This is a genomic window from Pseudomonas sp. R151218B TE3479, assembly GCF_053629195.1.
Genome location: NZ_JBRJHV010000001.1, coordinates 3440216 through 3464297 on the forward strand (window position 1 = coordinate 3440216; position 24082 = coordinate 3464297).

Here is a 24082-nt window from a genome sequence, read left to right on the forward strand (position 1 = left end):
CATAGACAAAAAAAGATCGCAGGCTTCGTCAGCGTCTACGGGAACACACAAACCCTGTAGGTGCTGGCGAAGCCTGCGATCTTTTAAAGGCGCTTATTAGTTGTCGTAGCCTAGGTTCGGTGCCAGCCAACGCTCAGTCACGCTCAAATCCTGGCCCTTGCGCGCGGTGTAGCTCTGGATCTGGTCCTTGTCGATCTTGCCCACGGCGAAGTATTGCGCCTGGGGATGGGCGAAATACCAGCCGCTGACCGCTGCCGCCGGGAACATGGCGTAGTGTTCGGTGAGGAACACGCCGCTGCGGCCGGCTTTCAGTTCGCTGGCCTCGGGATCGAGCAGGCGGAACAAAGTGGCTTTCTCGGTGTGATCCGGGCAGGCCGGGTAGCCGGGGGCAGGGCGGATGCCGGTGTACTGCTCCTTGATCAGCGCCTCGTTGTCCAGGCTCTCGTCCCGGGCATAACCCCAATGCTCCTTGCGCACCTGTTGGTGCAGCCATTCGGCGCAGGCTTCGGCCAGGCGGTCGGCCAAAGCCTTGACCATGATCGAGTTGTAGTCGTCGCCGGCCTCCTGATAGGCCTTGGCGACTTCTTCGGCGCCGATGCCGGCGGTGGTGATGAAGCCGCCGACGTAGTCGGTCACGCCGCTGTCCTTGGGCGCGACGAAGTCGGCCAGGGAGAAGTTGGGCTTGCCGTCGGTCTTGATGATCTGCTGGCGCAAGTGATGCAGGCGCGCCAGTGGCTTGCCATCGTCGCCGTAGACTTCCAGGTCGTCGTCATGCACCTGGTTGGCCGGCCAGAAGCCGAACACGGCGCGGGCGCTGATGAGTTTTTCGTCGATCAGCTTGCGCAGCATCGTCCGGGCATCGGCGTACAGCGCGGTGGCGGCTTCGCCGACCACTTCGTCGGTGAGGATGCGCGGGTATTTGCCCGCAAGGTCCCAGGAGATGAAAAACGGTGTCCAGTCGATGTATTCAGCCAGGACGTTCAGGTCGATGTTATCCAGCACCTTGGCGCCGGTGAAAGTCGGCTTGACCGGCTGGTAGCTGCTCCAGTCGAACTGTGGCTTCTTGGCCACGGCGGCGGGGTAGCTCAGGCGCTCGGTGCGGGCGCTGCGGTTGGCCGTGCGCTCGCGTACCTCGATGTAGTCCTGGCGGGTTTTCTCGACGAACGCCGGCTTGAGTTCCTTGGACAGCAACTGGGTCGCCACGCCCACGGCGCGGGAGGCGTCGGTGACGTAGATCACCGCGTCGTTGCTGTACTTGGGCTCGATCTTCACCGCCGTGTGGGCCTTGGAGGTGGTGGCGCCACCGATCATCAGCGGCAGATGGAAGTCCTGACGCTGCATCTCCCGAGCCACATGCACCATCTCATCCAGGGATGGGGTGATCAGGCCGGACAGGCCGATGATGTCGCATTTCTGCTCCTTGGCCACCTGCAGGATCTTCTCCGCTGGCACCATCACGCCCAGGTCGACGATGTCATAGCCGTTGCAACCGAGCACCACGCCGACGATGTTCTTGCCGATGTCGTGGACGTCGCCCTTGACCGTGGCCATCAGGATCTTGCCCTTGGCCTCCGGCTTGTCGCCTTTTTCCGCCTCGATGAACGGAATCAGGTGGGCCACGGCCTGCTTCATCACACGGGCGGACTTGACCACTTGGGGCAGGAACATTTTACCGGCACCAAACAGGTCGCCGACGATGTTCATGCCGGCCATCAGCGGGCCTTCAATGACCTCGATCGGCCGGGCGAACGACAGTCGCGATTCTTCGGTGTCTTCGACGATGTGGGTGGTGATGCCCTTGACCAGCGCATGCTCCAGGCGCTTGTTCACTTCCCAGCCGCGCCATTCCTCGGTTTCCGCTTCCTTGACGCTGCCGTCGCCCTTGTACTTGTCGGCGATGGCGAGCAGGGCGTCGGTGCCTTCGGGGGTGCGGTTGAGGATCACGTCCTCCACGGCGTCACGCAGTTCCACCGGGATCTGGTCGTAGATCTCCAGTTGGCCGGCGTTGACGATGCCCATGGTCAGGCCCGCGCGGATCGCATACAGCAGGAACACCGAGTGGATCGCCTCGCGCACCGGGTTGTTGCCACGGAACGAGAACGACACGTTGGATACGCCGCCCGAGGTCAGCGCGTACGGCAATTCGTCGCGGATGTAGGCGCAGGCGTTGATGAAGTCCACGGCATAGTTGTTGTGCTCTTCGATACCGGTGGCGACGGCGAAGATGTTCGGGTCGAAGATGATATCTTCCGGCGGGAAGCCGACTTCATTGACCAGGATGTCGTAGGAGCGCTTGCAGATTTCCTTCTTGCGCGCCTCGGTGTCGGCCTGGCCGGCTTCGTCGAAGGCCATCACCACCACGGCGGCACCGTAGCGCTTGCACAGCTTGGCGTGATGGATGAACTGCTCGACGCCTTCCTTCATGCTGATGGAGTTGACGATGCCCTTGCCCTGGATGCACTTGAGGCCGGCTTCGATCACTTCCCACTTGGAGGAGTCGATCATGATCGGCACGCGGGAAATGTCCGGTTCGCCGGCGATCAGATTGAGGAAGGTCACCATGGCCTTCTTCGAATCGAGCATGCCCTCGTCCATGTTGATGTCGATCACCTGGGCGCCGGCCTCGACCTGCTGCAGGGCCACTTCCAACGCTTCGGTGTAGTTGTCTTCGCGGATCAACCGGGCGAACTTGGCGGAACCGGTGATGTTGGTCCGCTCGCCGACGTTGACGAACAAGGAGCTGCGATCGATGGTGAACGGTTCCAGGCCCGACAGGCGGCAAGCCCGCGGGATCTCTGGAATCTGCCGCGGCGCGTAGCCGGCCACGGCCTTGGCGATGGCCTCGATGTGCGCCGGGGTGGTGCCGCAGCAACCGCCGACAATATTCAGGAAGCCGCTCTGGGCAAACTCTTCGATGACCTTGGCCGTCTCGGCCGGCAGTTCGTCGTATTCGCCGAACTCGTTGGGCAGGCCGGCGTTGGGGTGGGCCGATACGTGGGTGCTGGCCTTGTTCGACAGCTCTTCCAGGTAGGGGCGCAGTTCGCTGGCGCCGAGGGCGCAGTTCAGGCCCACGGAGATCGGCTTGGCGTGGGCCACCGAGTTCCAGAACGCTTCGGTGGTCTGGCCGGAGAGGGTGCGGCCGGAGGCGTCGGTGATGGTGCCGGAGATCATGATCGGCAATTCGACACCCAGCTCTTCGTAGACCCCTTGCACGGCGAAGATCGCCGCCTTGGCGTTCAGCGTGTCGAAGATGGTCTCGATCAGGATCAGGTCGGCGCCGCCTTCGATCAGGCCCTTGGTGGCTTCGGTGTAGTTCTCCACCAGTTCGTCGAAGGTCACGTTGCGGTAGCCGGGGTTGTTCACGTCCGGCGACAGCGAGCAGGTGCGGCTGGTCGGGCCGAGCACACCGGCGACGAAACGCGGCTTGTCCGGGGTTTCCAGGGTCTTGGCGTCGGCCACCTGGCGGGCCAGGCGCGCCCCTTCCAGGTTCAGCTCGTAGGCCAGGCCCTGCATGCCGTAGTCGGCCTGGGACACCTGGGTGGCGTTGAAGGTGTTGGTTTCCAGGATGTCGGCGCCGGCATCCAGGTAGGCTTTTTCGATGGCACCGATCACGTCGGGACGGCTGAGCACCAGCAAATCGTTGTTGCCCTTGACGTCGCTCGGCCAGTCGGCAAAGCGCTTGCCGCGGTAGTCCTGTTCCTCGAGCTTGTAGCTCTGGATCATCGTGCCCATGCCGCCGTCGAGGATCAGGATGCGTTCCTTGAGGGCTTGCTGGAGAAGATAAAGGCGAGCGCTGCGATCGGACATAGGACTACCTGGAAAAAAGACCATTACGAAGGCCGGGATGATAGCAAACCTGCGCAGGATTTGATCATGAGGGGCTTTTGCATGAATATCGCTCATGTTTGCAAGGCGATGCTGGCCCGGTAGAATCGCCGGATTCTCCTTCAGGACCCCGCGACATGCCGTACCGCGTCTTCTTCGGCAGTCTGTTGCTGCTGTTGTCTTTCAATGCAGTGGCCAGGGATCCCGCCCCAGCGCTGTCCTACACCCGCGATATCCAGCCGATCTTCACGGAAAAATGCGTGGCCTGTCATGCCTGCTACGACTCGGCTTGCCAGTTGAACCTGGGCAGTGGCGAAGGCGTGGCCCGGGGCGCGAGCAAGCTCTCGGTGTATGACGGCGAGCGGCGCCAGGCGGCCGAGCCGACGCGCTTGTTCTACGATGCCTCCGGCCAGCGCGCCTGGCAGCGCAAAGGTTTCTATTCGGTGCTCGACGCCCAAGGCAGCCAGGCCGCGTTGATGGCGCGGATGCTGGAACTGGGGCACCGTACGCCATTGCAGCCTAACGCCAAATTGCCGGGAGACATCGTGCTTGGGCTCAACCGTGACAACACCTGCCCGGTGCCGGGGCAGTTCGACGAATACGCCGCTGCGCATCCCCGCGAAGGCATGCCGCTGGCGGTCACCGGCCTGACCGACCAGCAATACCAGACCTTGCAGCGCTGGCTGGCCGCCGGCGCCCCCATCGACCAGCAGGCCTTGGCCCCGAGCGCCGCCGAAGCCTTGCAAGTGGTGCAGTGGGAAAACCTGCTCAACGCCCCCGGTGCCCGGGAAAGCCTGGTGGGGCGCTGGTTGTTCGAACACTGGTTCCTGGCGCATATCTATTTCAAGGACGGCGAGCCGGGGCATTTCTTCCAATGGGTGCGTTCGCGTACGCCCACCGGGCAGCCCATCGACCTGATCAACACCCGCCGCCCGAACGACGATCCCGGCACCCGCGTCTATTATCGGCTCTGGCCGGTGCAAGGGGTGATCGTACACAAGACCCACATCACCTACGGCTTGAGCGCGGCGAAGATGGCGCGGATCAAGAGCCTGTTCTACAGCGGCAAGTGGCAGGTCACCGCGTTACCGGGCTACGGTCCGGAGCGCCGGGCCAACCCGTTTTCCACCTTCGAAGCGATTCCGGCCCAGGCCCGCTACCAATTCATGCTCGATAACGCCGAGTACTTCGTGCGTACGTTCATTCGCGGGCCGGTGTGTCGGGGCCAGATCGCCACGGACGTGATCCGCGACAATTTCTGGGCGCTGTTCCAGGCCCCCGAACACGACCTGTACATCACCGACCCGAACTACCGCGGCCAGGCCACACCGCTGCTGGCGATGCCGGGGCAGAACGACGACGTGGGCAGCGTCGTCAGCCTGTGGCTCGATTACCGTGACAAGCGCAACGAGTACGAGGCCTTGCGCCGCGACAACTATGCCGAGTTGCCGGCACCGAGCTGGTCGACGCTGTGGGCCGGCAACGACAACGCGCTGCTGAGCATTTTCCGGCATTTCGACAGCGCTTCGGTCACCAAGGGGCTGATCGGGGAGGTGCCGCAGACGATGTGGCTGTTCGACTTCCCGTTGCTGGAGCGCACCTATTATCAGTTGGCGGTGAATTTCGACGTGTTCGGCAACGTCTCCCACCAGGCCCAGACCCGGTTGTATTTCGATTTGATCCGCAACGGTGCTGAGCAGAACTTCCTGCGCTTGATGCCGGCCGACTCCCGGGAAGGCTACCTCGATGACTGGTACCAGGCCGGTGGCAAATTCAAGATGTGGCTCGATTATGAGGCCATCGACGATGACAAGCCGACCGCCCTCAAGCTTGACGAACGCGACCCCAAGGGTGATTTCGCCCAGCAACTGCTGGCCCGTTATGGCGATCTGAACGCGCACCCCGATCCGATCAACCGCTGCGACGGCGCCTACTGCTCGCGCCCGAACATCGACCCGACGCTGCAAAACGCCGAGCAGGCCCTCAGTCGGCTGGTGTCGCGCCCAGCGGCGGGGCTCAAGGTGATCGATCAACTGCCGGAAGCGACCCTGTTGCGCATAGAAACCGCCAGCGGTTACCGAGAGATCTACAGCCTGCTGCGCAACCGTGCCCACAGCAACGTCGCGTTCCTGTTGGGTGAGGAGCGGCGCTACCAGCCGGGGCTGGACACGCTGACGGTCTACCCGGGCGTGCTCAGCAGCTATCCGAACTTCATGTTCAACATTCCGGCCGGGCAAGTGCCGGCATTCGTCGAGGCCATGCAAGGCGCCCAGGATGGGCCGGCGTTCGAGCGGATTGTCGAGCGCTGGGGGATTCGCCGCAGTCACCCGCAGTTCTGGTATTACTTCCATGACCTGAGCCAGTACATCCAGGAAACGGAGCCCGTGGAAAGCGGTGTGCTGGACATGAATCGCTACCAGAACCTCTGATCGGCTTGTCCGGCGGCAAACCCCGTGCCGTCGGACGCTTTCCTGACAAAAATACTAGGACTTTGTCCGGCGCGATGATTGGCGTAAACTGCCGGCAAGCCTGCGAGGAGTTTCCATGACCGCCATTACCATTACCGATGCCGCCCACGATTACCTGGCCGACCTGCTGTCCAAGCAGAACACCCCGGGGATCGGGATCCGCATCTTTATCACCCAGCCCGGCACCCAGTACGCAGAGACGTGCATTGCCTACTGCAAGCCGGGAGAAGAAAAACCCGAAGACACCGCGTTGGGGCTCAAGAGCTTCACTGCGTACATCGACTCGTTCAGCGAAGCCTTCCTGGATGATGCGGTCGTCGACTACGCCACCGACCGCATGGGCGGCCAACTGACCATCAAGGCACCGAACGCCAAGGTGCCGATGGTCAACGCCGACAGCCCGGTCAACGAGCGCATCAACTACTACCTGCAAACCGAGATCAACCCGGGGCTGGCCAGCCACGGCGGCCAGGTTTCGCTGATCGACGTGGTGGAAGACGGCATCGCCGTGCTCCAGTTCGGCGGCGGCTGCCAGGGCTGCGGCCAGGCTGACGTGACCTTGAAGGAAGGCATCGAGCGCACCTTGCTCGAGCGCATTCCAGAGCTCAAGGGTGTGCGCGATGTGACCGACCATACGCAGAAAGAAAACGCCTACTACTGATAGGTGTTCGCTGCGGAGAGTGTGTGGCGAGGGAGCTTGCTCCCGCTCGATTGCGAAGCAATCGCAAGGCAACCGATGCGCTCTTCGTGATGGGCGCATGAGTTGCCTGGGGACCGCTTCGCGGTCCAGCGGGAGCAAGCTCCCTCGCCACACTAGTTTCAGTCGTCAGCCTGTGCCCACCGCCCCTGTGGGAGCGAGCTTGTTCGCGATAGCGGTGGTGCAGCCTGCGATGATGTTGAATGTGCCGTCGTTATCGAGAGCAAGCTCGCTCCCACAGGGGTTCCCAGGTTGGCTCTGCCGATTGTGTCAGGGCCGATAGAGATGCGCATGCCCGGCGCGGTACAGCGACGATGCGCTGAACACATCATTGCCCAGCACCCTTCCCACCAGGATCAGCGCCGTTCGGCGGAAACCCTTGGCCTGCACCTTCTCGGCAATATCTGCCAGCGTCCCCATCACCCAATCCTGATCCGGCCACGTCGCCCGGTGGATCACCGCAATCGGGCAATCCGCGCCGTAATGGGGCAGCAGCTCGTCGACGATTTTTTCCAGGTGATTGACCCCCAGGTGAATCGCCATGGTCGCCCCATGCTGTGCCAGGTTGCCCAGTTCCTCCCCAGCGGGCATCGGGGATTTATCAGCATAACGGGTGAGGATCAGGCTCTGGGAGATGTCCGGCAAGGTCAGTTCGGCACCCAGCAGGGCGGCGCAGGCTGAGGTTGCGGTCACGCCCGGGATGATTTCGAAAGGGATGTCCAGTTCCCGCAGGCAACGAATCTGTTCGCCGATGGCGCCGTACAGGCTCGGGTCGCCGGAGTGCACCCGGGCCACGTCTTGGCCCTTGAGATGGGCGCTGCTGATCAATTCGATGATCTGTTCCAGATGCAGCTCGGCGCTGTTGATCACCTGTTCGGCACAATGGCCTTCGAGGACGGCGGTCGGCACCAGCGAGCCGGCGTAGATGATCACCGCGCACTGGCGGATCAGTCGCTGGCCTTTGACCGTGATGAGGTCCGGGTCGCCGGGGCCGGCGCCGATGAAGTACACGGTCATGACCGGCTCCTGTGGAAGGTGGGTGAGCGTCGCCCAGATGAAGATCGCTCATGATCCTGGACGGCGATTATCGGGGTTTACGCCACAACCGCCAATGCCAGCGTGCTCCTGGGGCCTCTCTGGCGGGGAATCAGCAGCGTTGCGGGCGTCGTGCCCAATTGGTCGGCCAAGGCCAGGGCGGCGCTTTCGGCGATGCCGTAGCAACCGGTTCGCTCGAAGGCGATCTCGGAACGATGACTGAGCCGCCGCTCGTAACCGGCCAGCTGTTCGGCACTGAAGCAGGTCAGCGGCAGGGCCAGTTGCCCGGCCAGTTCCAGCAGCCCGGGCTCGTCACGCTTGAGGTCGATACTGGCCAGGGCCCGTACCTGGTGAAGTGTGATGCCGTGGGCCGACAACGTCTGTTCGAGCAAGGCCCGCAGCGTGTTGGCCGGGCAACCGCGCTGGCAACCGAGGCCGACCACCAGCATCGCCCCAGTGTTCATGCGTCGTGGTGGGCTTGACCGTCACGGCGAAACAACCAGGCGCTGATCAGGCCCAGGGCCAGCCAGAAGGCGATGTTGGTCACCTGCGAGGCGATCTTGAACTGGCTTTCCAGCGCTTCGGGCGCCAGCATCGAGTGGACTTCGGGCTGCGGTGCACCGATGACGTGGGGCACCAGCAACGTCGCCACGCCCAGTAGCTTGAGCAGCCAATGCCGACCGAAGGCGATCAGGGCAATGCCCACCGCCGTCGACGCCGCGGTGCCGATCCACCACATCTGCCGCTGGGCCAGGTCGGCCGCTGCGGTGCCGGGCAATTCCGGGGGGAGGCCGAGGGTGGGTGCCAGGACGAAAGTGGCATAACCGGCCAGGCCCCAGAGCAGACCCTGGGAGGTGCGAGTCGGTGCGCGCAAGGTGTACAGGCCCGCCAGCATCAGGGCAAAACCCACGGCGACCACCAGGTTACCGCCGGTGGTGGACAGCACGCGCTGCCAGCCGTCTTCCGGTTCCCAGGCCTCGGCATCATGGGTGTGGGCCACACCATCGGTGTGCTCATGGACCTCGGTCGCCGGGGCCTTCTCGAAGGTTTCCGCCTGGAGAATCAGCGGCGATACCCAGAAACTCTGCAACAGGGTCAGCAGCAGGGCGGCCAGCAAGCCACTGAAGCCGGCGGTCTGCGCGATACGCTTGATCATGTCGTCAGTTCTCAATGGCACGGGAAGGCGGCGCTGTGGCGGGTATCGTGGGCGGCGTTGTGCACCGCTTCGATGTGGGAGAAACCGGCGAAATAGACCAGCCCCGCGCCCAGGATCGAAGCCAGGATCGCGGCGCTCAGGCGTTGGCTCAGGGTGGTGGTGCTGCTGGCGGTGCGGGCGGTGCTGCTGATGGTCGACATGGCGCTTCCCTCTGTTTTTGTTCCATGGGGGATGCGAGCGCAATGAGACCCCGGGCGAAAGACCGCCAAGGTTCGAACAGCGCCCGCCCACCGCGGGTTTGTTGATGCTTGAGTCATGGGCCGGTCTCCGGGCTCGCGAGGGGCAGGGGCTGAGCCTTGCCTGCAAGCGTCACCTTCCCATGTCCGGGGACACAGTGGTTCAGACGCTTCGCTCGCTTACCGTTGCGGGGGCAGCACCGGACTGACGTGGCTTTGGAGTAAAGCACACGATTCACCGGTTTCCCGTTTCACCCTGTGAAGGGCACCCGTAACTAGGCGCACAGGAGAGCATGGGTGGGGCGGAGTCGTCAATGCACAGGGGGCCGCTGCGCAGCCCATCGCGAGCAAGCTCGCTCCCACAGAGGGCTGCGGGATCCAATGTGGGAGCGAGCTTGCTCGCGATGGCGGTGGTAAGGACACCGCAGAACTTCCTTGTGGAGATTGACCCGCCCCCACACCCTGCGTAGCCTTGCGCCTTCGAGGTTCTTCGGTCTGCGCCGAAGCTAAGAAGGGAACGCGGTCCAAGCCGCGGCTGCCCCCGCAACTGTGAACGGTGAGGTTTCTGCAAGGCCACTGTGCATGCCCTTTATCCAGGGCGCACGGGAAGGCGCAGCCATCGCCAGTCGGAAGACTGGCCCGCCGTCAGCCAGGAGACCTGCCTCGAGACAGATTCTCACTACAACCGGGCGGGGTGATCCGGTGGCGAAATCTTCCGTGCACACCTGTGCCCGCGGTTGTCGTCCGGTTTGCCCGCCACCTTGCCAAAGGGCATCCGATGAAAACACTGGCCAAACTCCCCGTCACCATCGTCACCGGCTTCCTCGGTTCGGGTAAAACCACCTTGCTGCGGCACATGCTTGACAACGCCCAAGGCCGGCGCATTGCCGTGATCGTCAACGAGTTTGGCGAGCTGGGTATCGACGGCGAGATCCTCAAGCAGTGTTCCATCGGTTGCACCGAAGAAGAGGCCAACGGCCGCGTCTACGAACTGGCCAACGGCTGCCTGTGCTGCACGGTGCAGGAAGAGTTCTTCCCGGTGATGCGCGAGCTGGTGGCCCGGCGTGGCGACCTCGACCATATCCTCATCGAAACCTCCGGCCTGGCCTTGCCCAAGCCGCTGGTCCAGGCTTTCCAATGGCCGGAAATCCGCAGCGCCTGCACGGTCGATGCGGTGATCACCGTGGTCGACAGCCCGGCCGTGGCCGCCGGCACCTTCGCCGCTTTCCCGGACCAGGTCGATGCCCAGCGCAAACTCGATCCGAACCTGGATCACGAATCGCCGCTGCACGAACTGTTCGCCGACCAATTGGCCAGCGCCGACCTGGTGATCCTCAACAAAGCCGACCTGATCAGCCCTGAAGACCTGGCCAAGGTTCGCCTGGAAGTCGCCGAAGAGCTGCCACCGGCGGTCAAGGTCATTGAAGCCAGCAGCGGTCGCCTGCCGCTGGACGTGTTGATCGGCCTGGGCGCCGGTTCCGAAGAGCACATCGACGGCCGCCATAGCCATCACGACCATCACCACGATGGCGACGATGACGACCACGATCATGACGCCTTCGATTCCATCTCCATCGAGCTGCCCCAAGCCGACGAAAGCCTGTTGCTGGACGCGCTGACGCAACTGGTGGTCCAGCACGGTGTACTGCGGGTCAAGGGTTTCGCGGCGATCCCGAACAAACCGATGCGCCTGCTGATCCAAGGCGTTGGCACGCGATTCGACAAGCATTTCGACCGCCAGTGGGGTGCCGATGAAGCGCGGGTGACCCGCCTGGTGCTGATCGGCCAGGCGCTCGATGCGTCGCTGCTTGAAGCGCAGTTGCGCGCCGCTCTCAGCGCCTAAGCCATGCACCTGCTCAGGACTCAGCCCGGCGGTTTCGTGTCGGATGACAACATAGCCGACCTGGGGCAAACCCCCGCCGAGCTGGTGATCCTGTGCAGCGGCGACTCCAGCCTGGCGCTGCTGGCCGAAGCGGCGAAGCAGTTGCCGGGGGATTATCCCGAGTTTCGCCTCGCCAACCCGATGCAGGTGCAGAACCACGCCTCGGTGGATCTGTATTTCGAAGATGTGCTGCGCCACGCCAAGGTTATCCTGCTGTCGCTGCACGGCGGCATTGGCTATTGGCGCTACGGCATCGAGCGCCTGATGGAACTGGCCGGGCGCGGTGTGAAGCTGATCCTGGTGCCGGGGGATGATCGTCCGGACCCGGAACTCAGCGACCTGAGCAACGTGGCCTTCGAAGACCGCGACCGGCTCTGGCAGTTCTTGCGCCAGGGCGGCCTGGGCAATGCCCTGGACCTGTTTCACAACCTCGGCAGTCAATGGTTCGGCCGCGATTATCCGTGGGCCGAGCCGCAGACCCTGCCGCGCACGGCGATCTATCACCCGGAAAAAACCAGCGCCAGCCTCGGCGATTGGCAAACCCAGTGGAACGCCGGGCAACCGGTGGCGGCGGTGCTGTTTTATCGTTCCCACTTGCAAGCGGCGAACACTGCGTTCATCGACGTGTTTTGCCAGCGCCTGCAAGCGGCGGGGCTCAACCCGTTGCCCATTGCCGTGGCGAGCCTCAAGGAGCCTGGTTGCCTGGCCTTGGTCGAAGACTGGCTGGATGAGGTAGAGGCCGGGGTGATCCTCAATACCACCGGCTTCGCCCAGTCCAGCCCTGAAGCCCCGCACTTGCGGCCGTTTCGCCGCAATATCCCGGTGATCCAGGCCATTTGCGCCCAGGACAACGAACCGGGCTGGCGCGCCAGCGAGCAGGGCCTGGGCCCACGAGACCTGGCGATGCACATTGCCTTGCCGGAACTGGATGGTCGGATCATCAGCCGCCCCATCAGTTTCAAGGACCTGGCCTGGCGCAGTGAGCGCAGCCAGAGCGACGTGGTCTGCTATCGCGCCGTACCCGAACGCATGGATTTTGTCGCCGAGCTGGCCCAGCGTTGGACCACCCTGGCGCGCCTGCCCAATGGGCAGAAGCGTGTGGCGCTGATCCTCGCCAACTACCCGACCCGGGACGGACGCATCGGCAATGGCGTCGGCCTGGATACGCCGGCGGCGGCCTTGAATATCCTGCGGGCCATGCAGGCGGAGGGCTATCCACTGCCGGCCGAATTGCCTGGGAGCGGTAGCGCGCTGATCCAGCAGTTGCTCGGCGGCGTCAGCAACGACCTGGACAGCCTCGACCTGCGGCCATGCCACCAAAGCCTGGCCCTCGATGCCTACTTGGCCATGTTCGATGCGCTGCCTGAGGCCAATCGCCAAGCGGTGCTGGCGCGTTGGGGCTCGCCCGAGCAGGACCCGATGTTCCGCGACGGCCGCCTGATGGTCGCCGGCCTGCGCCTGGGCCTGACCTTCGTCGGCATACAGCCGGCGCGGGGTTATCAGGTCGATCCGAGCGCGGTGTACCATGACCCGGACCTGGTGCCGCCCCACGGTTACTTGGCGTTTTATTTCTGGTTGCGCCACACCTACGGCGTTCACGGGGTGATCCACGTCGGCAAGCACGGCAACCTTGAATGGCTGCCGGGCAAAGGTGTCGGGCTCTCGGAAAATTGCTGGCCGGACGTGCTGTTGGGGCCTCTGCCGAATATCTATCCGTTCATCGTCAACGATCCGGGCGAGGGCGCCCAGGCCAAGCGTCGCACCCAGGCGGTGATCATCGACCATTTGATGCCGCCGCTGACCCGGGCCGAAACCTACGGACCGCTGCGTAACCTCGAACTGCTGGCCGACGAGTACTACGAGGCGCAATTGCTCGATCCGCGTCGCGCCAGGGAACTGCAACGGGACATCCTCAACCTGGTGCGCGAGACCCACATCGACCGCGAACTGCAACTGGATGCCGGCCTCGACAGCGATGCTGACGCCGCGATCTGGCTGCCACGCCTGGACACGTACCTGTGTGACTTGAAGGAGTCGCAGATCCGTGACGGCCTGCACATTTTCGGCGAGTCGCCCAGCGGGCGGCTGCGCATCGACACGTTGTTGGCGTTGCTGCGCATCCCCCGGGGCGACGGCAAAGGCGCACAGTCGAGCTTGTTGCGGGCGCTGGCCAAGGCGTTCGGGTTGGGTTTCGATCCGTTGGATTGTGCCCTGGCCGAGCCTTGGACGGGCGACTGTCCCGAGGCGTTGCGCCGGGTCAGCGCCGAGCCTTGGCGCACCGCCGGCGATACCCGCGAGCGCCTGGAGCTGTTCGCCGCGCAGTTGATCGAGCAGGCGTTGGACGGCGCGGTCGAGCAGCTCGACGCGCCTGGTTGGGAGGTGGTGGGCAGCATCATTGAAAACCTGCGAGCCGTCGTGGCGCCGCGCCTGGACGCCTGCGGCCCGGCGGAAATGCATGGCCTGCTCGACGCCTTGAGCGGACGCTTCGTGCCGGCCGGCCCCAGCGGTGCGCCGAGTCGCGGGCGCCTCGATGTGTTGCCCACCGGGCGCAATTTCTTCTCGGTGGACGTGCGCAACCTGCCCACCACCACGGCGTGGCGCATCGGTTTCCAGTCGGCGAACCTGATCCTTGAGCGGCACTTGCAGGACCATGGCGATCACCTGCGCCAGCTTGGCCTGTCGGTGTGGGGCACCGCCACCATGCGCACCGGTGGCGATGATATTGCCCAGGCCATGGCGCTGATGGGCGTGCGTCCGGTGTGGGCCACGGGCAGCCAGCGGGTCGATGACTTCGAGATCCTGCCGCTGAGCCTGTTGGACCGGCCGCGGGTCGATGTCACGCTGCGGGTGTCCGGGTTCTTCCGGGATGCCTTTGCCAACCTGATCCGCTTGTTCGATGCCGCCGTGCAGGCCGTCGCCGCCCTCGATGAACCGGACGACATGAACCCTCTGGCGGCCAAGGTCCGTGGCGAACGCGAAGCCTTGTTGGCGTCGGGCCTGGAGCCGGAAGCGGCGGCACGCCAGGCCGGCTGGCGGATCTTCGGTGCCAAGCCCGGTGCCTATGGCGCGGGTGTGCAGGGTGCGATCGACGGTCGCTTGTGGCAGAGCCGCGAGGATTTGGCCGAGGTGTACCTGAACTGGGGCGGTTATGCCTACGGCGCCAGCGATGAAGGCACCGCCGCCCGGGAGCCGTTCTCCCGGCGCTTGAGCCAGGTGCAGGCGGTGCTGCAGAACCAGGACAACCGCGAGCACGACCTGCTCGATTCCAACGATTACTACCAATTTCAGGGCGGCATGCTGGCGGCGGTGGAGACCCTCGGTGGAGTCGCGGCGGCCAGTTACCATGGCGACCACAGCCAGCCGGACTTGCCCAGGATTCGCACCCTGAAGGAAGAGCTCAACCGCGTCATCCGCTCCCGCGCGGCCAATCCGAAGTGGATCGACGGCGTGAAGCGACACGGTTATAAAGGCGCGTTCGAACTGGCCGCGACGGTGGACAACCTGTTCGCCTTCGACGCCACCACGCAGCTGATCGACGACCACCAGTACGCCTTGCTGGCCGATGCCTACCTGCTCGATCCGGACACCCGGGACTTCGTCCGCCAGCACAACCCCCACGCCCTGCGGGACATGACCGAGCGCATGCTCGAAGCGCAGCAGCGGGGGATGTGGCAGGACCCGGGGGAGTATCGCGAGGCGTTGGAGAATTTGTTGTTGGACATCGAGGAGGATGGCTGAAATGAGGGCAACAGGAACCTCGCACATTCATGAGACATTCACCATGACCCAACCCCATTTCCCGCTCTCCGCCGTAGTCGGCGCCGATGACCTGAAACTGGCCCTGTGCCTGGCCGCGATCGACCCGAAAATCGGCGGTGTACTGATCGAAGGCCCGCGTGGCATGGCCAAGTCCACCTTGGCCCGGGGCCTGGCGGACCTGCTGGCCAGCGGTCAGTTCGTCACCTTGCCCCTCGGTGCCACCGAAGAGCGGCTGGTGGGCACCCTCGATCTGGACGTGGCCCTCGGGGAAGGGCGCGCGCAGTTTTCTCCCGGCGTGCTGGCCAAGGCCGACGGTGGCGTGCTGTATGTCGATGAGGTGAACCTGCTGCCCGACCACCTGGTGGACCTGCTGCTGGATGTGGCCGCCAGTGGCACCAACCTGATCGAGCGCGACGGCATTTCCCATCGGCATTCGGCGCGCTTTGTGCTGATCGGCACCATGAACCCGGAAGAGGGCGAGCTGCGTCCGCAACTGCTCGACCGTTTCGGCCTGAACGTCGCCCTCGACGGCCACACCGCACCGGCTGAGCGCGGGCAGATCATCCGGCGGCGGTTGGATTTCGACAGTGATCCGGCGGCGTTCTGCGCGGAGTGGGAGAACGCCCAACAGCAGCTGCGTGAACGTTGCCAACAGGCGCGCAGCCGCTTGGCCGGGATCGCCTTGGATGATGGGACGCTGGCGCAGATCACCGAGCGCTGTTTTGCCGCCGGGGTCGATGGCTTGCGCGCCGACCTGGTCTGGCTGCGGGCGGCCCGGGCTCATGCGGCCTGGCGCGGCGCTGCCGGGATTGCCGATGAGGACATCGATGCGGTCGCCGAGTTTGCCTTGCGCCATCGGCGCCGCGGGCATTCGGCACCGGCACCGTCCCAGGCACCGACCGGGGCGGGGGCGGAAAAAACCACTGAATCCAATGACGGCCAAGGCCAATGGGGCGACCTGCCGGCCCGGGCATTGCCAACCGGGGCCCGACGCGATGTGCCGAGCTGGCCAAAAAAGCCCTAGGCATTCGCCCCCGTTCGCCGGCGGGGGCGAATGCCAGACCCCGTGCCGGGCGACTCGACCAGGGCCGCCAGGGCCGCAGCAAAGTGGCGGCCAGCGGTGCGGTGAACTGGCCGGAAACGTTGCTCAATGGTCGTCCACGCCTGCGGGAAGACCTGCGTTTTCACAGCCGCCAGCGCTCGCCCCAAGAGTTGTGGCTGGTCATCGTCGATGCCTCGGCCTCGACCCGTCGTCATCGCGCCTTGAGTGACGGCAAAGGCTTGTTGGCGCAACTGTTCGACGACGCCTACCGGCAGCGGGCCCGCTTGGCGTTGTTGACCGCCAGCGGTACCGTTCCGACTTGGCAGGTGCAAGGGTTCAAAGCCTCAGCCGGGCTGCGGGATTGGCTCGAGGGACTCGGTGCCGGCGGCGGTACACCGTTGCTGGCGGCGCTGAACGAGGCCGGACGCTGGTTGATGGCCCGGCGCAAGCGCTTCCCGGCGGAGCAACAGCGGGTGTTGGTGATGACCGATGGGCGTGTCAAAGAGGGACCGTCACTGCCCTCCCTGGATTGCCCGTGCCTGTTGATCGACATCGAGCGCGGCCCGATTCGCTTGGGCCGGGCCCGGCAGTTGGCGGGGCGGTTGGGGGCTGAGTATCGGCATATCGATGAGGCTGATTGAAAGGCTCTGTGACTGTCAGGGCCCCATCGCGAGCAAGCTCGCTCCCACACTGTTTTGTGAATACATGAATGATGAACACCCGGCCCCCTGTGGGAGCGAGCTTGCTCGCGATGGCATCCCCTCGGTTCCCATGACCTGCCCACCTGACCCGCATCACTGCACTATGCTCAAGCAGCCCGTCACAGGAGTGAACCATGCGCGTACTCGTCACCAACCCCCAGGACGATTTTCGGGTCAAGGCCTATGCCGGCACCAACGGCGTGCTGCTCGCCATGGATCTGGCCGAATCCCGGCGCAAGGGCTTGCTGGGTTTTGCCATCGAGAAACAGCAGGGCGACAAGCCCTGGCTGTTCCTGTTCAACAGCCTGACCTTCCCTGACAAGGCCCACACGTTTCCCCAGTTCCACGCCACCCCCAGCGACAAGGCACCCCTGCAGAAATTTCGCTGGGCCGACTACGCCGTCAACCCCGGCGTGACGATCCACTATCGCGTGCACCTGGCCTATGGCAGCCCCGATGCACCGCAATTGGGCGAATCCCTGGCCGTCACCGTCACCAGCGACGACGGGCAGCCGGCCAACCAGCGGGTCATCTTCAACCGTGCCGTGGCCGCCAGCCAGGCGTTCCAGCGCAAGTTTCCCGAAGTGGACGCGCTGCTCGATGCCAACAAGCACCTGTCCATCGATGACTGGCCCGACGCACCACGTCGCTGGTTGGAAAACGGCTTGCTGGGTCGCTTGACCGGTTTCATCGACCGGGCGCTGGATGCCCGCTGGGCCTTGGACGTCGCCATCTATGAATACGAATTGCCGGTGATCGTCGACGCGGTGACTGCCGCTCACGCTCGCGGCGCCAAGGTGCGGGTGCTGTATCACGCCGAGCCGGGAGACGACACCACGGCGCGCAACGAAGCCAGCCTCGAAAACATGCCGGCGGCCAACAAGCGTGGGCGGATCACCCACAACATTTTCCACAACAAATTCATTGTGCTGAGCAAGGTGGAGGCCAGCGGCTCATTGCGACCTGAAGCCGTGCTGTGCGGCAGCACCAACTTCACCGCCAACGGGGTCTACCGCCAGGCCAACGTCGTGCATGTGCTGGACGACCCTCGGATCAGCAGCAGCTATCTCCAGGTATTCGAGCAAATCTGGGCAACGCCTCAGGACGTCGATGCCACTCGCCAGTGGCTGACCCTGAACAATGCCATGGCCCCGCAAGAAGCGTTGTTCGCCGGGTTCTCGCCGCGCACCGGGGAGGGCGATCTGGATCGTTTCGTCGACATCATCAAGGGGGCGCGAAAGGACCTGTTGTTCGTCACCGCCTTTGTGTTGCCCGACCGCATCCTCGACGCCTTGCTCGGCCAGCCCAATGACGATGTGTTGCGCTACGGCCTGCAAAACACCAAGAGCCGCATCACCGGTTTTCATGCCGACCGCACTGCCGAATTCGCCGCCACCGCGCTGCTCAACACCGGTCTGGAAGGCTGGCTGCGGGAAAACATGAAAGGCCAGAAGGGCAATCTACTGGTGCACACCAAAGCCATCGTCACCGACTTCACCAGTGATTCGCCGACCATCCTCAGCGGCAGCCACAACCTCAGCGCCGCCGCCAGCAGCGGCAACGACGAGAACTATCTGATCATTCAGGGCGATACCGACCTGGCCGACCGCTACGGGCTGGAACTGCTGCGTTTCTATGAGCATTACCGCTTTCGTTACTTCGCGAAAAAACTCGCCCTCAAGCAGGTCAAGCCACTGGCGGTGGATGACAGCTGGAGTGATGACTATTACCGCGAGGGGGATTTGCGGATGTTGTCCAGGGTGAGGTTTTGCGGGCGCTGAGCAGTGGTAAGGGTGTTTTAGAGTGCTATTTTTTGCGCTATTAAGAGTACTCAAGGGTTATTTCATGACACATATCGTGCTTTCCCAAGTCGTTGCCAGCATTTCTGAGCTCAAGAAAAACCCAATGGGCACCGTTGCTGCCGGTGAAGGGTTATCTGTAGCCATCCTCAACCGAAACGAGCCTGTTTTCTATTGCATTCCTGCCAGGGAATATGAAGCCATGATGGACCGTCTTGAGGACATGGAGTTGGCTGCTCTTTGCCGCGAGCGTGAAAACGATCCAACGATCAAGGTTTCTCTCGATGACCTATGAGTTGGAGCGTTTGTGGAGCTCTTTCCAGTGCTAGCATAGAGCCATCTATCAGCCAGGAAGCTGTCATGAACCTCTGTCACGGAACGTCCGCTTTACTTCGCACCTGTGTCGCGATCCTGTTGTTGGCCCTGGGTACTTCGGCCATCGCCGCCAATCAACCGTGTTCCGGCCGCAAGGGCGGGATCGCCGGGTGTGACGGAGATACCTTCCTCTGCAATGACGGCTCGATCAGCGCTTCGAAGAAGTCCTGTTCCGCTGTGCTGGGGCTTCGGAACGAGGCGCGCCCGCAGTCGCTGCTCAAGTCCGCCGACGGTTGCCAGTGCGGCAGTGGCAATTACTGCGTCGGCCCCCGGGGCGGGGTCTATTGCCTCACGCCAGGCGGCAGCAAGAGCTACAAGCGCAAATAGACCAGGCACACCGCCGAACAATTGTGGGAGCCAGCTTGCTCGCGATAGCGTCAGGTCAGTCAACCTCAACATTGATTGATACACCGCCATCGCGAGCAAGCTCGCTCCCACAGGTTACAACTTCAGGTGGCTCCGTTTCAGTGCGCCAGGTGCGCCGAGTACCCGGCATGGGGCCTTGTTACCCGCTCGCCGTGGCCAACGGTAGCAATCGCGGCACGGTTCCAAGCACCCATCCATTGCCTCTGTTTTCCCATCTCCCTGATTTCCCTGACTTTCCATTTTACTCACCCATGCGCTCCAAGCCTGTGGCACACTTTCTGCTGTCTATTCCGTTGTTACATACCATGTACCGGTATAGCGGAATAAACTCACTCTGGAGTGCTTGCCATGCAACGCCGACCTTCCTTGTTCAAAACATGTGTTTTTCTCTTCGCGGCCACGGTGGCTGCCGTGGGTGTCGCTCAGGCGGCCGACAGCAAGCTGGACAGCGTGCTGCAGCGGGGGAAATTGATCGTGGGCACGGGCAGTACCAATGCGCCGTGGCACTTCCAGGGAGCGGATGGCAAGTTGCAGGGCTTTGATATCGATATCGCGCGCATGGTCGCCAAGGGCCTGTTCAATGACCCGGAGAAGGTCGAGTTCGTGGTGCAGTCGTCCGATGCGCGGATCCCCAACCTGCTGACCGACAAGGTCGACATGAGCTGCCAGTTCATCACCGTCACCGCCAGTCGCGCCCAGCAAGTGGCGTTCACCCTGCCGTACTACCGCGAAGGCGTCGGCCTGCTGCTGCCGGCCAACAGCAAGTACAAGGAAATCGAAGACCTCAAGGCAGCGGGCGATGACGTCACCGTGGCGGTGCTGCAGAACGTCTACGCCGAAGAATTGGTGCACCAGGCGCTGCCCAAGGCCAAGGTCGACCAGTACGACAGCGTCGACCTGATGTACCAGGCGGTGAACTCCGGTCGCGCCGATACCGCCGCCACCGACCAATCCTCGGTCAAGTACCTGATGGTGCAGAACCCTGGGCGCTACCGCAGCCCGGCCTATGCCTGGAGCCCGCAAACCTATGCCTGTGCGGTCAAGCGCGGCGACCAGGACTGGCTGAACTTCGTCAACACCACCTTGCATGAAGCCATGACCGGCGTGGAATTCCCCACCTACGCCGCATCGTTCAAGCAGTGGTTCGGTGTGGACCTGCCGTCGCCAGCGATTGGTTTCCCTGTTGAATTCAAATGATCCCGTGAGCCCGGGGCGCCATTTTCGGGCGCCCCGTCGAAGGTACTGCCGACCATGAATTATCAGTTGAACTTTGCCGCCGTCTGGCGCGATTTCGACACCTTGCTGGCGGGGCTCGGCCTGGGGCTTTCCCTGGCGCTGGTGTCGATCGCCATCGGTTGCGTGATCGGCCTGGCGATGGCGTTCGCGCTGCTGAGCAAGCATCGGGTCCTGCGGGTGCTGGCGTCGGTGTATGTCACGGTGATCCGCAATACGCCGATCCTGGTGCTGATCCTGTTGATTTACTTCGCCTTGCCGAGCCTGGGCATCCGCCTGGACAAGCTGCCGTCGTTCGTCATCACCCTCTCGCTGTACGCCGGGGCCTACCTGACCGAAGTGTTCCGCGGCGGGCTGTTGAGCATTCACAAGGGGCAGAGGGAAGCGGGGCTGGCCATCGGCCTGGGCGAGTGGCAGGTGAAAGCCTACGTCACCGTGCCGGTGATGCTGCGCAACGTGTTGCCGGCCTTGTCGAACAACTTCATTTCGCTGTTCAAGGACACCTCCCTGGCGGCGGCGATCGCCGTGCCGGAGCTGACCTATTACGCCCGCAAGATCAACGTGGAGAGCTACCGGGTGATCGAAACCTGGCTGGTGACCACGGCCCTGTATGTCGCGGCCTGTTACCTCATTGCCATGGTGCTGCGGTATTTCGAGCAGCGCCTGGCGATCCGCCGTTAGGAGTCTCCCATGTACGAATCACCCAGTTGGTTGCATGAGTTATGGGTCGCCCGGGACACCCTGTGGGCCGGTTTCCTGACCAGTGTGCAGTGTTCGCTGTTGGCGATTGTGTTGGGCACGCTGATCGGTCTGGTGGCCGGCCTGGTGCTGACCTATGGGCGGACCTGGATGCGCGCGCCGTTTCGCTTCTACGTCGACCTGATCCGCGGCACGCCGGTGTTCGTGCTGGTGCTGGCCTGCTTCTACATGGCCCCGGCCCTGGGCTGGCAGATCGGCGCATTTCAGGCCGGTGTCCTGGGCCTGACGCTGTTCTGCGGCTCCCATGTGGCCGAGATCGTGCGCGGTGCCTTGCAGGCGCTGCCCCGTGGGCAGATGGAGGCGGGCCAGGCCATTGGCCTGACGTTCTACCAGTCGCTGGGCTATGTGCTGTTGCCCCAGGCGTTGCGGCAGATCCTGCCGACCTGGGTCAACTCATCCACCGAGATCGTCAAGGCCTCGACCCTGTTGTCGGTGATCGGCGTCGCCGAACTGTTGCTCAGCACCCAGCAGATCATCGCCCGGACCTTCATGACCCTGGAGTTTTACCTGTTCGCCGGGTTTCTCTTTTTCATCATCAATTACGCCATCGAATTGCTCGGGCGGCACATTGAAAAGCGGGTGGCCTTGCCATGACTGATATTTCGACTCCTTCCAACACTCAACCGTTGTTGGACATTCGCGGCCTGCGCAAACAATACGGTCCATTGGAAGTGCTCAAGGGCGTGGACCTGAGCATGCAGCGCGGCAACGTGGTCACGTTGATCGGCTCCAGCGGTTCGGGCAAGACCACGCTGTTGCGTTGCGTGAACATGCTCGAAGAGTTCCAGGGCGGGCAAATCATGCTCGACGGCGAATCCATCGGCTATGACGACATCGACGGCAAGCGCGTGCGCCACCCCGAGAAGGTCATCGCTCGGCACCGGGCCATGACCGGCATGGCCTTCCAGCAGTTCAACCTGTTTCCGCATTTGACCGCGTTGCAGAACGTCACCCTGGGTCTGCTCAAGGTGAAAAAACTGCCCAAGGACGAAGCGGTGGCCCTGGCAGAGAAATGGCTGGAGCGGGTCGGCCTGCTGGAGCGGCGCAATCACTTCCCCGGCCAGTTGTCCGGCGGCCAGCAGCAGCGTGTGGCGATTGCCCGGGCGATTGCCATGAACCCCAGCCTGATGCTGTTCGACGAGGTCACCTCGGCCCTGGACCCGGAGCTGGTCGGCGAGGTGCTGAACGTGATCAAGGGCCTGGCCGAGGACGGCATGACCATGCTGCTGGTGACCCACGAAATGCGCTTTGCCTTCGAGGTCTCTGACAAGATCGTGTTCATGAATCAGGGGCGCATCGAAGAGCAGGGGCCACCGAAGGAATTGTTCGAGCGACCGCAGTCGCCGCGGCTGGCGGAGTTTCTCAAGAACACCCGCTTTTAATTCAGTTGAATCTTTAATCTATCCAAGCAAGGAGAAACACCCATGAGCATTACGCGTTACGGCACCGGCAGCACCGCAGGCGGCGGCCAGCCACGGCCATTCGCCCGCGCCGTGGAAGCCGATGGCTGGCTGCACGTGTCCGGCCAGGTGCCGGCGGTGAACGGCGAGATCATTGTCGGCGGGATCGTCGAGCAGACCCACCAGACCATGAAGAACCTGGTCGCCATTCTCGAAGAGGCCGGTTATGAGCTCAAGGACGTGGTGCGCTGCGGCGTGTGGCTGGAAGACCCGCGGGATTTCTGGAGTTTCAACAAGGTGTTCAGCGAATACTTCAGTCCTGAACACGCCCCGGCCAGGGCCTGTGTGCAGGCGAGCATGATGGTCGATTGCAAGGTTGAGATCGATTGCGTCGCCTACAAGAAAAAGGCCTGAACCGTTGTAGGAGCTGCCGAAGGCTGCGATCTTTTGATCTTGATCTGCCGGGCTTTCGCTCAAGACTCAATTGACTGGGGAAAGATCGCAGCCTCGTTACACTCGACAGCTCCTACGACCAATGAACGGGAATGCAATAAATGACCGAAGACACCATCAAACGCCGGGCCCGGGGACTGGATCGGGCGTTCGATATCCTCGATTTCCTCAAGGAAATCGGCCAGCCGCTGCGCCCGAACGATATTGCCAGCGGCATCGGCAGCCCCAAGTCCACGGTCTATGAACTGGTGGCGTCGCTGCTGGAGCGCCGCATCCTCGAGCCGGTGGGCAAGGACGGTCACGTCTACCTGGGCCGTCAGTTGTATTTCCTCGGGCAGGCGCACCTGCGGCATTTCGACCTGAGCCGTGAGGCTGACCAGGCCTTGCAGGAGATCGTGCGCCAGACCCGCGAAACGGCACAGATGTGCCTGCTCAACGGGCGCAAATACACCGTCGCGCTGATGAAGGAAGGCGAGCGGCATTTCCGCATTTCATCGGACATCGGTGAAAACGCGCCGATCCCGTGGACGGCGTCCGGGCGCCTGCTGCTGGCGCATTTGAGTGATCAACAGATCGTCGACCTGATCGACCCCGACGACTTCATTTTGCCGGACGGCGAGCGCTTGCCCCTGGAGCAATTCCTCAAGGAAATCCGCCAGGCCGGCCTCGATGGGTTCTTCTCCTTCGACAGCGTCGCGGACACCTTCACCCACTGCTTCGCCGCACCGGTCAAAGACCCCGGCGGCGTGGCCATCGCCACCCTGTGCATCGTCGCCCCACGGGCCGACGCCAAGAATAATTACGCCGACTACCGACGGGTGCTGATCGAAAGCGCCAACAACCTGGCCCGGCGCATCAATGAATAGATAATCGCGGCTGCGAGCGGCCGCGTGCGA

20 protein-coding genes and 2 riboswitches are annotated in these 24082 nt (G+C 63.3%); of the genes, 15 read left to right on the forward strand and 5 right to left on the reverse strand.

Annotated features, from left to right (window positions below):
- Positions 1-96: 96 nt before the first annotated feature.
- Positions 97-3807: a methionine synthase gene (gene metH, locus AB7M32_RS15370; protein WP_454250408.1), complete on the reverse strand. Its 3711-nt coding sequence runs from the start codon at positions 3805-3807 to the stop codon at positions 97-99.
- A 155-nt stretch (positions 3808-3962) separates the two neighbouring features.
- Here metH and AB7M32_RS15375 point away from each other — a divergent pair, with 155 nt between their 5' ends.
- Complete coding sequence (locus AB7M32_RS15375; protein ID WP_454250409.1) at positions 3963-6254, forward strand: fatty acid cis/trans isomerase; 2292 nt, start codon at positions 3963-3965, stop codon at positions 6252-6254.
- 115 nt (positions 6255-6369) lie between these two features.
- Positions 6370-6954 (forward strand): Fe-S biogenesis protein NfuA, encoded by a 585-nt coding sequence (nfuA, locus tag AB7M32_RS15380; protein ID WP_003182850.1) that lies wholly within the window; start codon positions 6370-6372, stop codon positions 6952-6954.
- A 306-nt stretch (positions 6955-7260) separates the two neighbouring features.
- On the opposite strand, the gene cobM is transcribed toward nfuA, so the two are convergent.
- From cobM to AB7M32_RS15400, 4 genes are all read right to left on the reverse strand, one after another.
- The gene (gene cobM / locus AB7M32_RS15385) at positions 7261-8007 is read right to left on the reverse strand and encodes a precorrin-4 C(11)-methyltransferase (RefSeq protein ID WP_454250410.1); all 747 of its coding nucleotides are present in this window, start codon (positions 8005-8007) and stop codon (positions 7261-7263) included.
- 77 nt (positions 8008-8084) lie between these two features.
- Entirely contained in the window at positions 8085-8489 is a 405-nt protein-coding gene (locus AB7M32_RS15390; protein ID WP_454250411.1) for a cobalamin biosynthesis protein, read from the reverse strand.
- On the reverse strand, positions 8486-9181 hold the full coding sequence (locus AB7M32_RS15395) for a CbtA family protein (RefSeq protein ID WP_454250412.1): 696 nt from the start codon (positions 9179-9181) through the stop codon (positions 8486-8488). Before AB7M32_RS15395 ends, AB7M32_RS15390 begins: the two co-directional genes overlap by 4 nt.
- 11 nt (positions 9182-9192) lie before the next feature.
- Positions 9193-9381 carry a CbtB domain-containing protein gene (locus AB7M32_RS15400; protein ID WP_014338677.1) on the reverse strand — a complete coding sequence of 63 codons (189 nt, stop codon included), beginning with the start codon at positions 9379-9381 and terminating at the stop codon, positions 9193-9195.
- A 101-nt stretch (positions 9382-9482) separates the two neighbouring features.
- Positions 9483-9705, reverse strand: a riboswitch (cobalamin riboswitch).
- Positions 9706-9883: 178 nt separating this feature from the next.
- A riboswitch (cobalamin riboswitch) is annotated at positions 9884-10097 on the forward strand.
- A gap of 98 nt (positions 10098-10195) precedes the next feature.
- Here AB7M32_RS15400 and cobW point away from each other — a divergent pair.
- The 13 genes from cobW to AB7M32_RS15465 all read left to right on the forward strand — a co-directional run bounded on the left by cobW (position 10196) and on the right by AB7M32_RS15465 (position 24052).
- Positions 10196-11260, forward strand: a complete 1065-nt coding sequence (gene cobW / locus AB7M32_RS15405) for a cobalamin biosynthesis protein CobW (protein ID WP_454250413.1) — start codon at positions 10196-10198, stop codon at positions 11258-11260.
- Positions 11261-11263: 3 nt separating this feature from the next.
- Positions 11264-15037: a cobaltochelatase subunit CobN gene (gene cobN / locus AB7M32_RS15410; protein ID WP_454250414.1), complete on the forward strand. Its 3774-nt coding sequence runs from the start codon at positions 11264-11266 to the stop codon at positions 15035-15037.
- Positions 15038-15080: 43 nt separating this feature from the next.
- Positions 15081-16082: an ATP-binding protein gene (locus AB7M32_RS15415; RefSeq protein ID WP_454250415.1), complete on the forward strand. Its 1002-nt coding sequence runs from the start codon at positions 15081-15083 to the stop codon at positions 16080-16082.
- A 101-nt stretch (positions 16083-16183) separates the two neighbouring features.
- Positions 16184-16741 carry a vWA domain-containing protein gene (locus tag AB7M32_RS15420; RefSeq protein ID WP_454252144.1) on the forward strand — a complete coding sequence of 186 codons (558 nt, stop codon included), beginning with the start codon at positions 16184-16186 and terminating at the stop codon, positions 16739-16741.
- Between the two features lie 194 nt (positions 16742-16935).
- Complete coding sequence (locus AB7M32_RS15425; protein WP_454250416.1) at positions 16936-18582, forward strand: phospholipase D-like domain-containing protein; 1647 nt, start codon at positions 16936-16938, stop codon at positions 18580-18582.
- Positions 18583-18646: 64 nt separating this feature from the next.
- Positions 18647-18895, forward strand: coding sequence for a type II toxin-antitoxin system Phd/YefM family antitoxin (locus AB7M32_RS15430; protein WP_092255500.1), 249 nt, complete (start codon positions 18647-18649; stop codon positions 18893-18895).
- A 65-nt stretch (positions 18896-18960) separates the two neighbouring features.
- Positions 18961-19302 carry a YdcA family protein gene (locus tag AB7M32_RS15435; protein WP_454250417.1) on the forward strand — a complete coding sequence of 114 codons (342 nt, stop codon included), beginning with the start codon at positions 18961-18963 and terminating at the stop codon, positions 19300-19302.
- A gap of 387 nt (positions 19303-19689) precedes the next feature.
- Positions 19690-20538: a transporter substrate-binding domain-containing protein gene (locus tag AB7M32_RS15440; protein ID WP_454250418.1), complete on the forward strand. Its 849-nt coding sequence runs from the start codon at positions 19690-19692 to the stop codon at positions 20536-20538.
- 54 nt (positions 20539-20592) lie between these two features.
- A complete protein-coding gene (locus AB7M32_RS15445; RefSeq protein ID WP_018608019.1) occupies positions 20593-21255 on the forward strand; it encodes an amino acid ABC transporter permease in 663 nt (220 codons plus the stop codon).
- Positions 21256-21264: 9 nt separating this feature from the next.
- Positions 21265-21927 carry an amino acid ABC transporter permease gene (locus AB7M32_RS15450; RefSeq protein ID WP_454250419.1) on the forward strand — a complete coding sequence of 221 codons (663 nt, stop codon included), beginning with the start codon at positions 21265-21267 and terminating at the stop codon, positions 21925-21927.
- Positions 21924-22715 (forward strand): amino acid ABC transporter ATP-binding protein, encoded by a 792-nt coding sequence (locus tag AB7M32_RS15455; RefSeq protein WP_454250420.1) that lies wholly within the window; start codon positions 21924-21926, stop codon positions 22713-22715. The genes AB7M32_RS15450 and AB7M32_RS15455 overlap by 4 nt, the downstream gene beginning before the upstream one ends.
- A 42-nt stretch (positions 22716-22757) precedes the next feature.
- Positions 22758-23147 (forward strand): RidA family protein, encoded by a 390-nt coding sequence (locus AB7M32_RS15460; RefSeq protein WP_072405170.1) that lies wholly within the window; start codon positions 22758-22760, stop codon positions 23145-23147.
- A gap of 140 nt (positions 23148-23287) precedes the next feature.
- Positions 23288-24052, forward strand: a complete 765-nt coding sequence (locus AB7M32_RS15465; RefSeq protein WP_058543922.1) for an IclR family transcriptional regulator — start codon at positions 23288-23290, stop codon at positions 24050-24052.
- The last annotated feature ends 30 nt before the right edge of the window (positions 24053-24082 follow it).

Bases quoted from the DNA above. Each gene is read 5' to 3' on its own strand.
- metH (WP_454250408.1), bottom strand. From the start codon at position 3,807: ATGTCCGATCGCAGCGCTCGCCTTTATCTTCTCCAGCAAGCCCTCAAG.
- AB7M32_RS15375 (WP_454250409.1), top strand. From the start codon at position 3,963: ATGCCGTACCGCGTCTTCTTCGGCAGTCTGTTGCTGCTGTTGTCTTTC.
- nfuA (WP_003182850.1), top strand. From the start codon at position 6,370: ATGACCGCCATTACCATTACCGATGCCGCCCACGATTACCTGGCCGAC.
- cobM (WP_454250410.1), bottom strand. From the start codon at position 8,007: ATGACCGTGTACTTCATCGGCGCCGGCCCCGGCGACCCGGACCTCATC.
- AB7M32_RS15390 (WP_454250411.1), bottom strand. From the start codon at position 8,489: ATGAACACTGGGGCGATGCTGGTGGTCGGCCTCGGTTGCCAGCGCGGT.
- AB7M32_RS15395 (WP_454250412.1), bottom strand. From the start codon at position 9,181: ATGATCAAGCGTATCGCGCAGACCGCCGGCTTCAGTGGCTTGCTGGCC.
- AB7M32_RS15400 (WP_014338677.1), bottom strand. From the start codon at position 9,381: ATGTCGACCATCAGCAGCACCGCCCGCACCGCCAGCAGCACCACCACC.
- cobW (WP_454250413.1), top strand. From the start codon at position 10,196: ATGAAAACACTGGCCAAACTCCCCGTCACCATCGTCACCGGCTTCCTC.
- cobN (WP_454250414.1), top strand. From the start codon at position 11,264: ATGCACCTGCTCAGGACTCAGCCCGGCGGTTTCGTGTCGGATGACAAC.
- AB7M32_RS15415 (WP_454250415.1), top strand. From the start codon at position 15,081: ATGACCCAACCCCATTTCCCGCTCTCCGCCGTAGTCGGCGCCGATGAC.
- AB7M32_RS15425 (WP_454250416.1), top strand. From the start codon at position 16,936: ATGCGCGTACTCGTCACCAACCCCCAGGACGATTTTCGGGTCAAGGCC.
- AB7M32_RS15430 (WP_092255500.1), top strand. From the start codon at position 18,647: ATGACACATATCGTGCTTTCCCAAGTCGTTGCCAGCATTTCTGAGCTC.
- AB7M32_RS15435 (WP_454250417.1), top strand. From the start codon at position 18,961: ATGAACCTCTGTCACGGAACGTCCGCTTTACTTCGCACCTGTGTCGCG.
- AB7M32_RS15440 (WP_454250418.1), top strand. From the start codon at position 19,690: ATGCAACGCCGACCTTCCTTGTTCAAAACATGTGTTTTTCTCTTCGCG.
- AB7M32_RS15445 (WP_018608019.1), top strand. From the start codon at position 20,593: ATGAATTATCAGTTGAACTTTGCCGCCGTCTGGCGCGATTTCGACACC.
- AB7M32_RS15450 (WP_454250419.1), top strand. From the start codon at position 21,265: ATGTACGAATCACCCAGTTGGTTGCATGAGTTATGGGTCGCCCGGGAC.
- AB7M32_RS15455 (WP_454250420.1), top strand. From the start codon at position 21,924: ATGACTGATATTTCGACTCCTTCCAACACTCAACCGTTGTTGGACATT.
- AB7M32_RS15460 (WP_072405170.1), top strand. From the start codon at position 22,758: ATGAGCATTACGCGTTACGGCACCGGCAGCACCGCAGGCGGCGGCCAG.
- AB7M32_RS15465 (WP_058543922.1), top strand. From the start codon at position 23,288: ATGACCGAAGACACCATCAAACGCCGGGCCCGGGGACTGGATCGGGCG.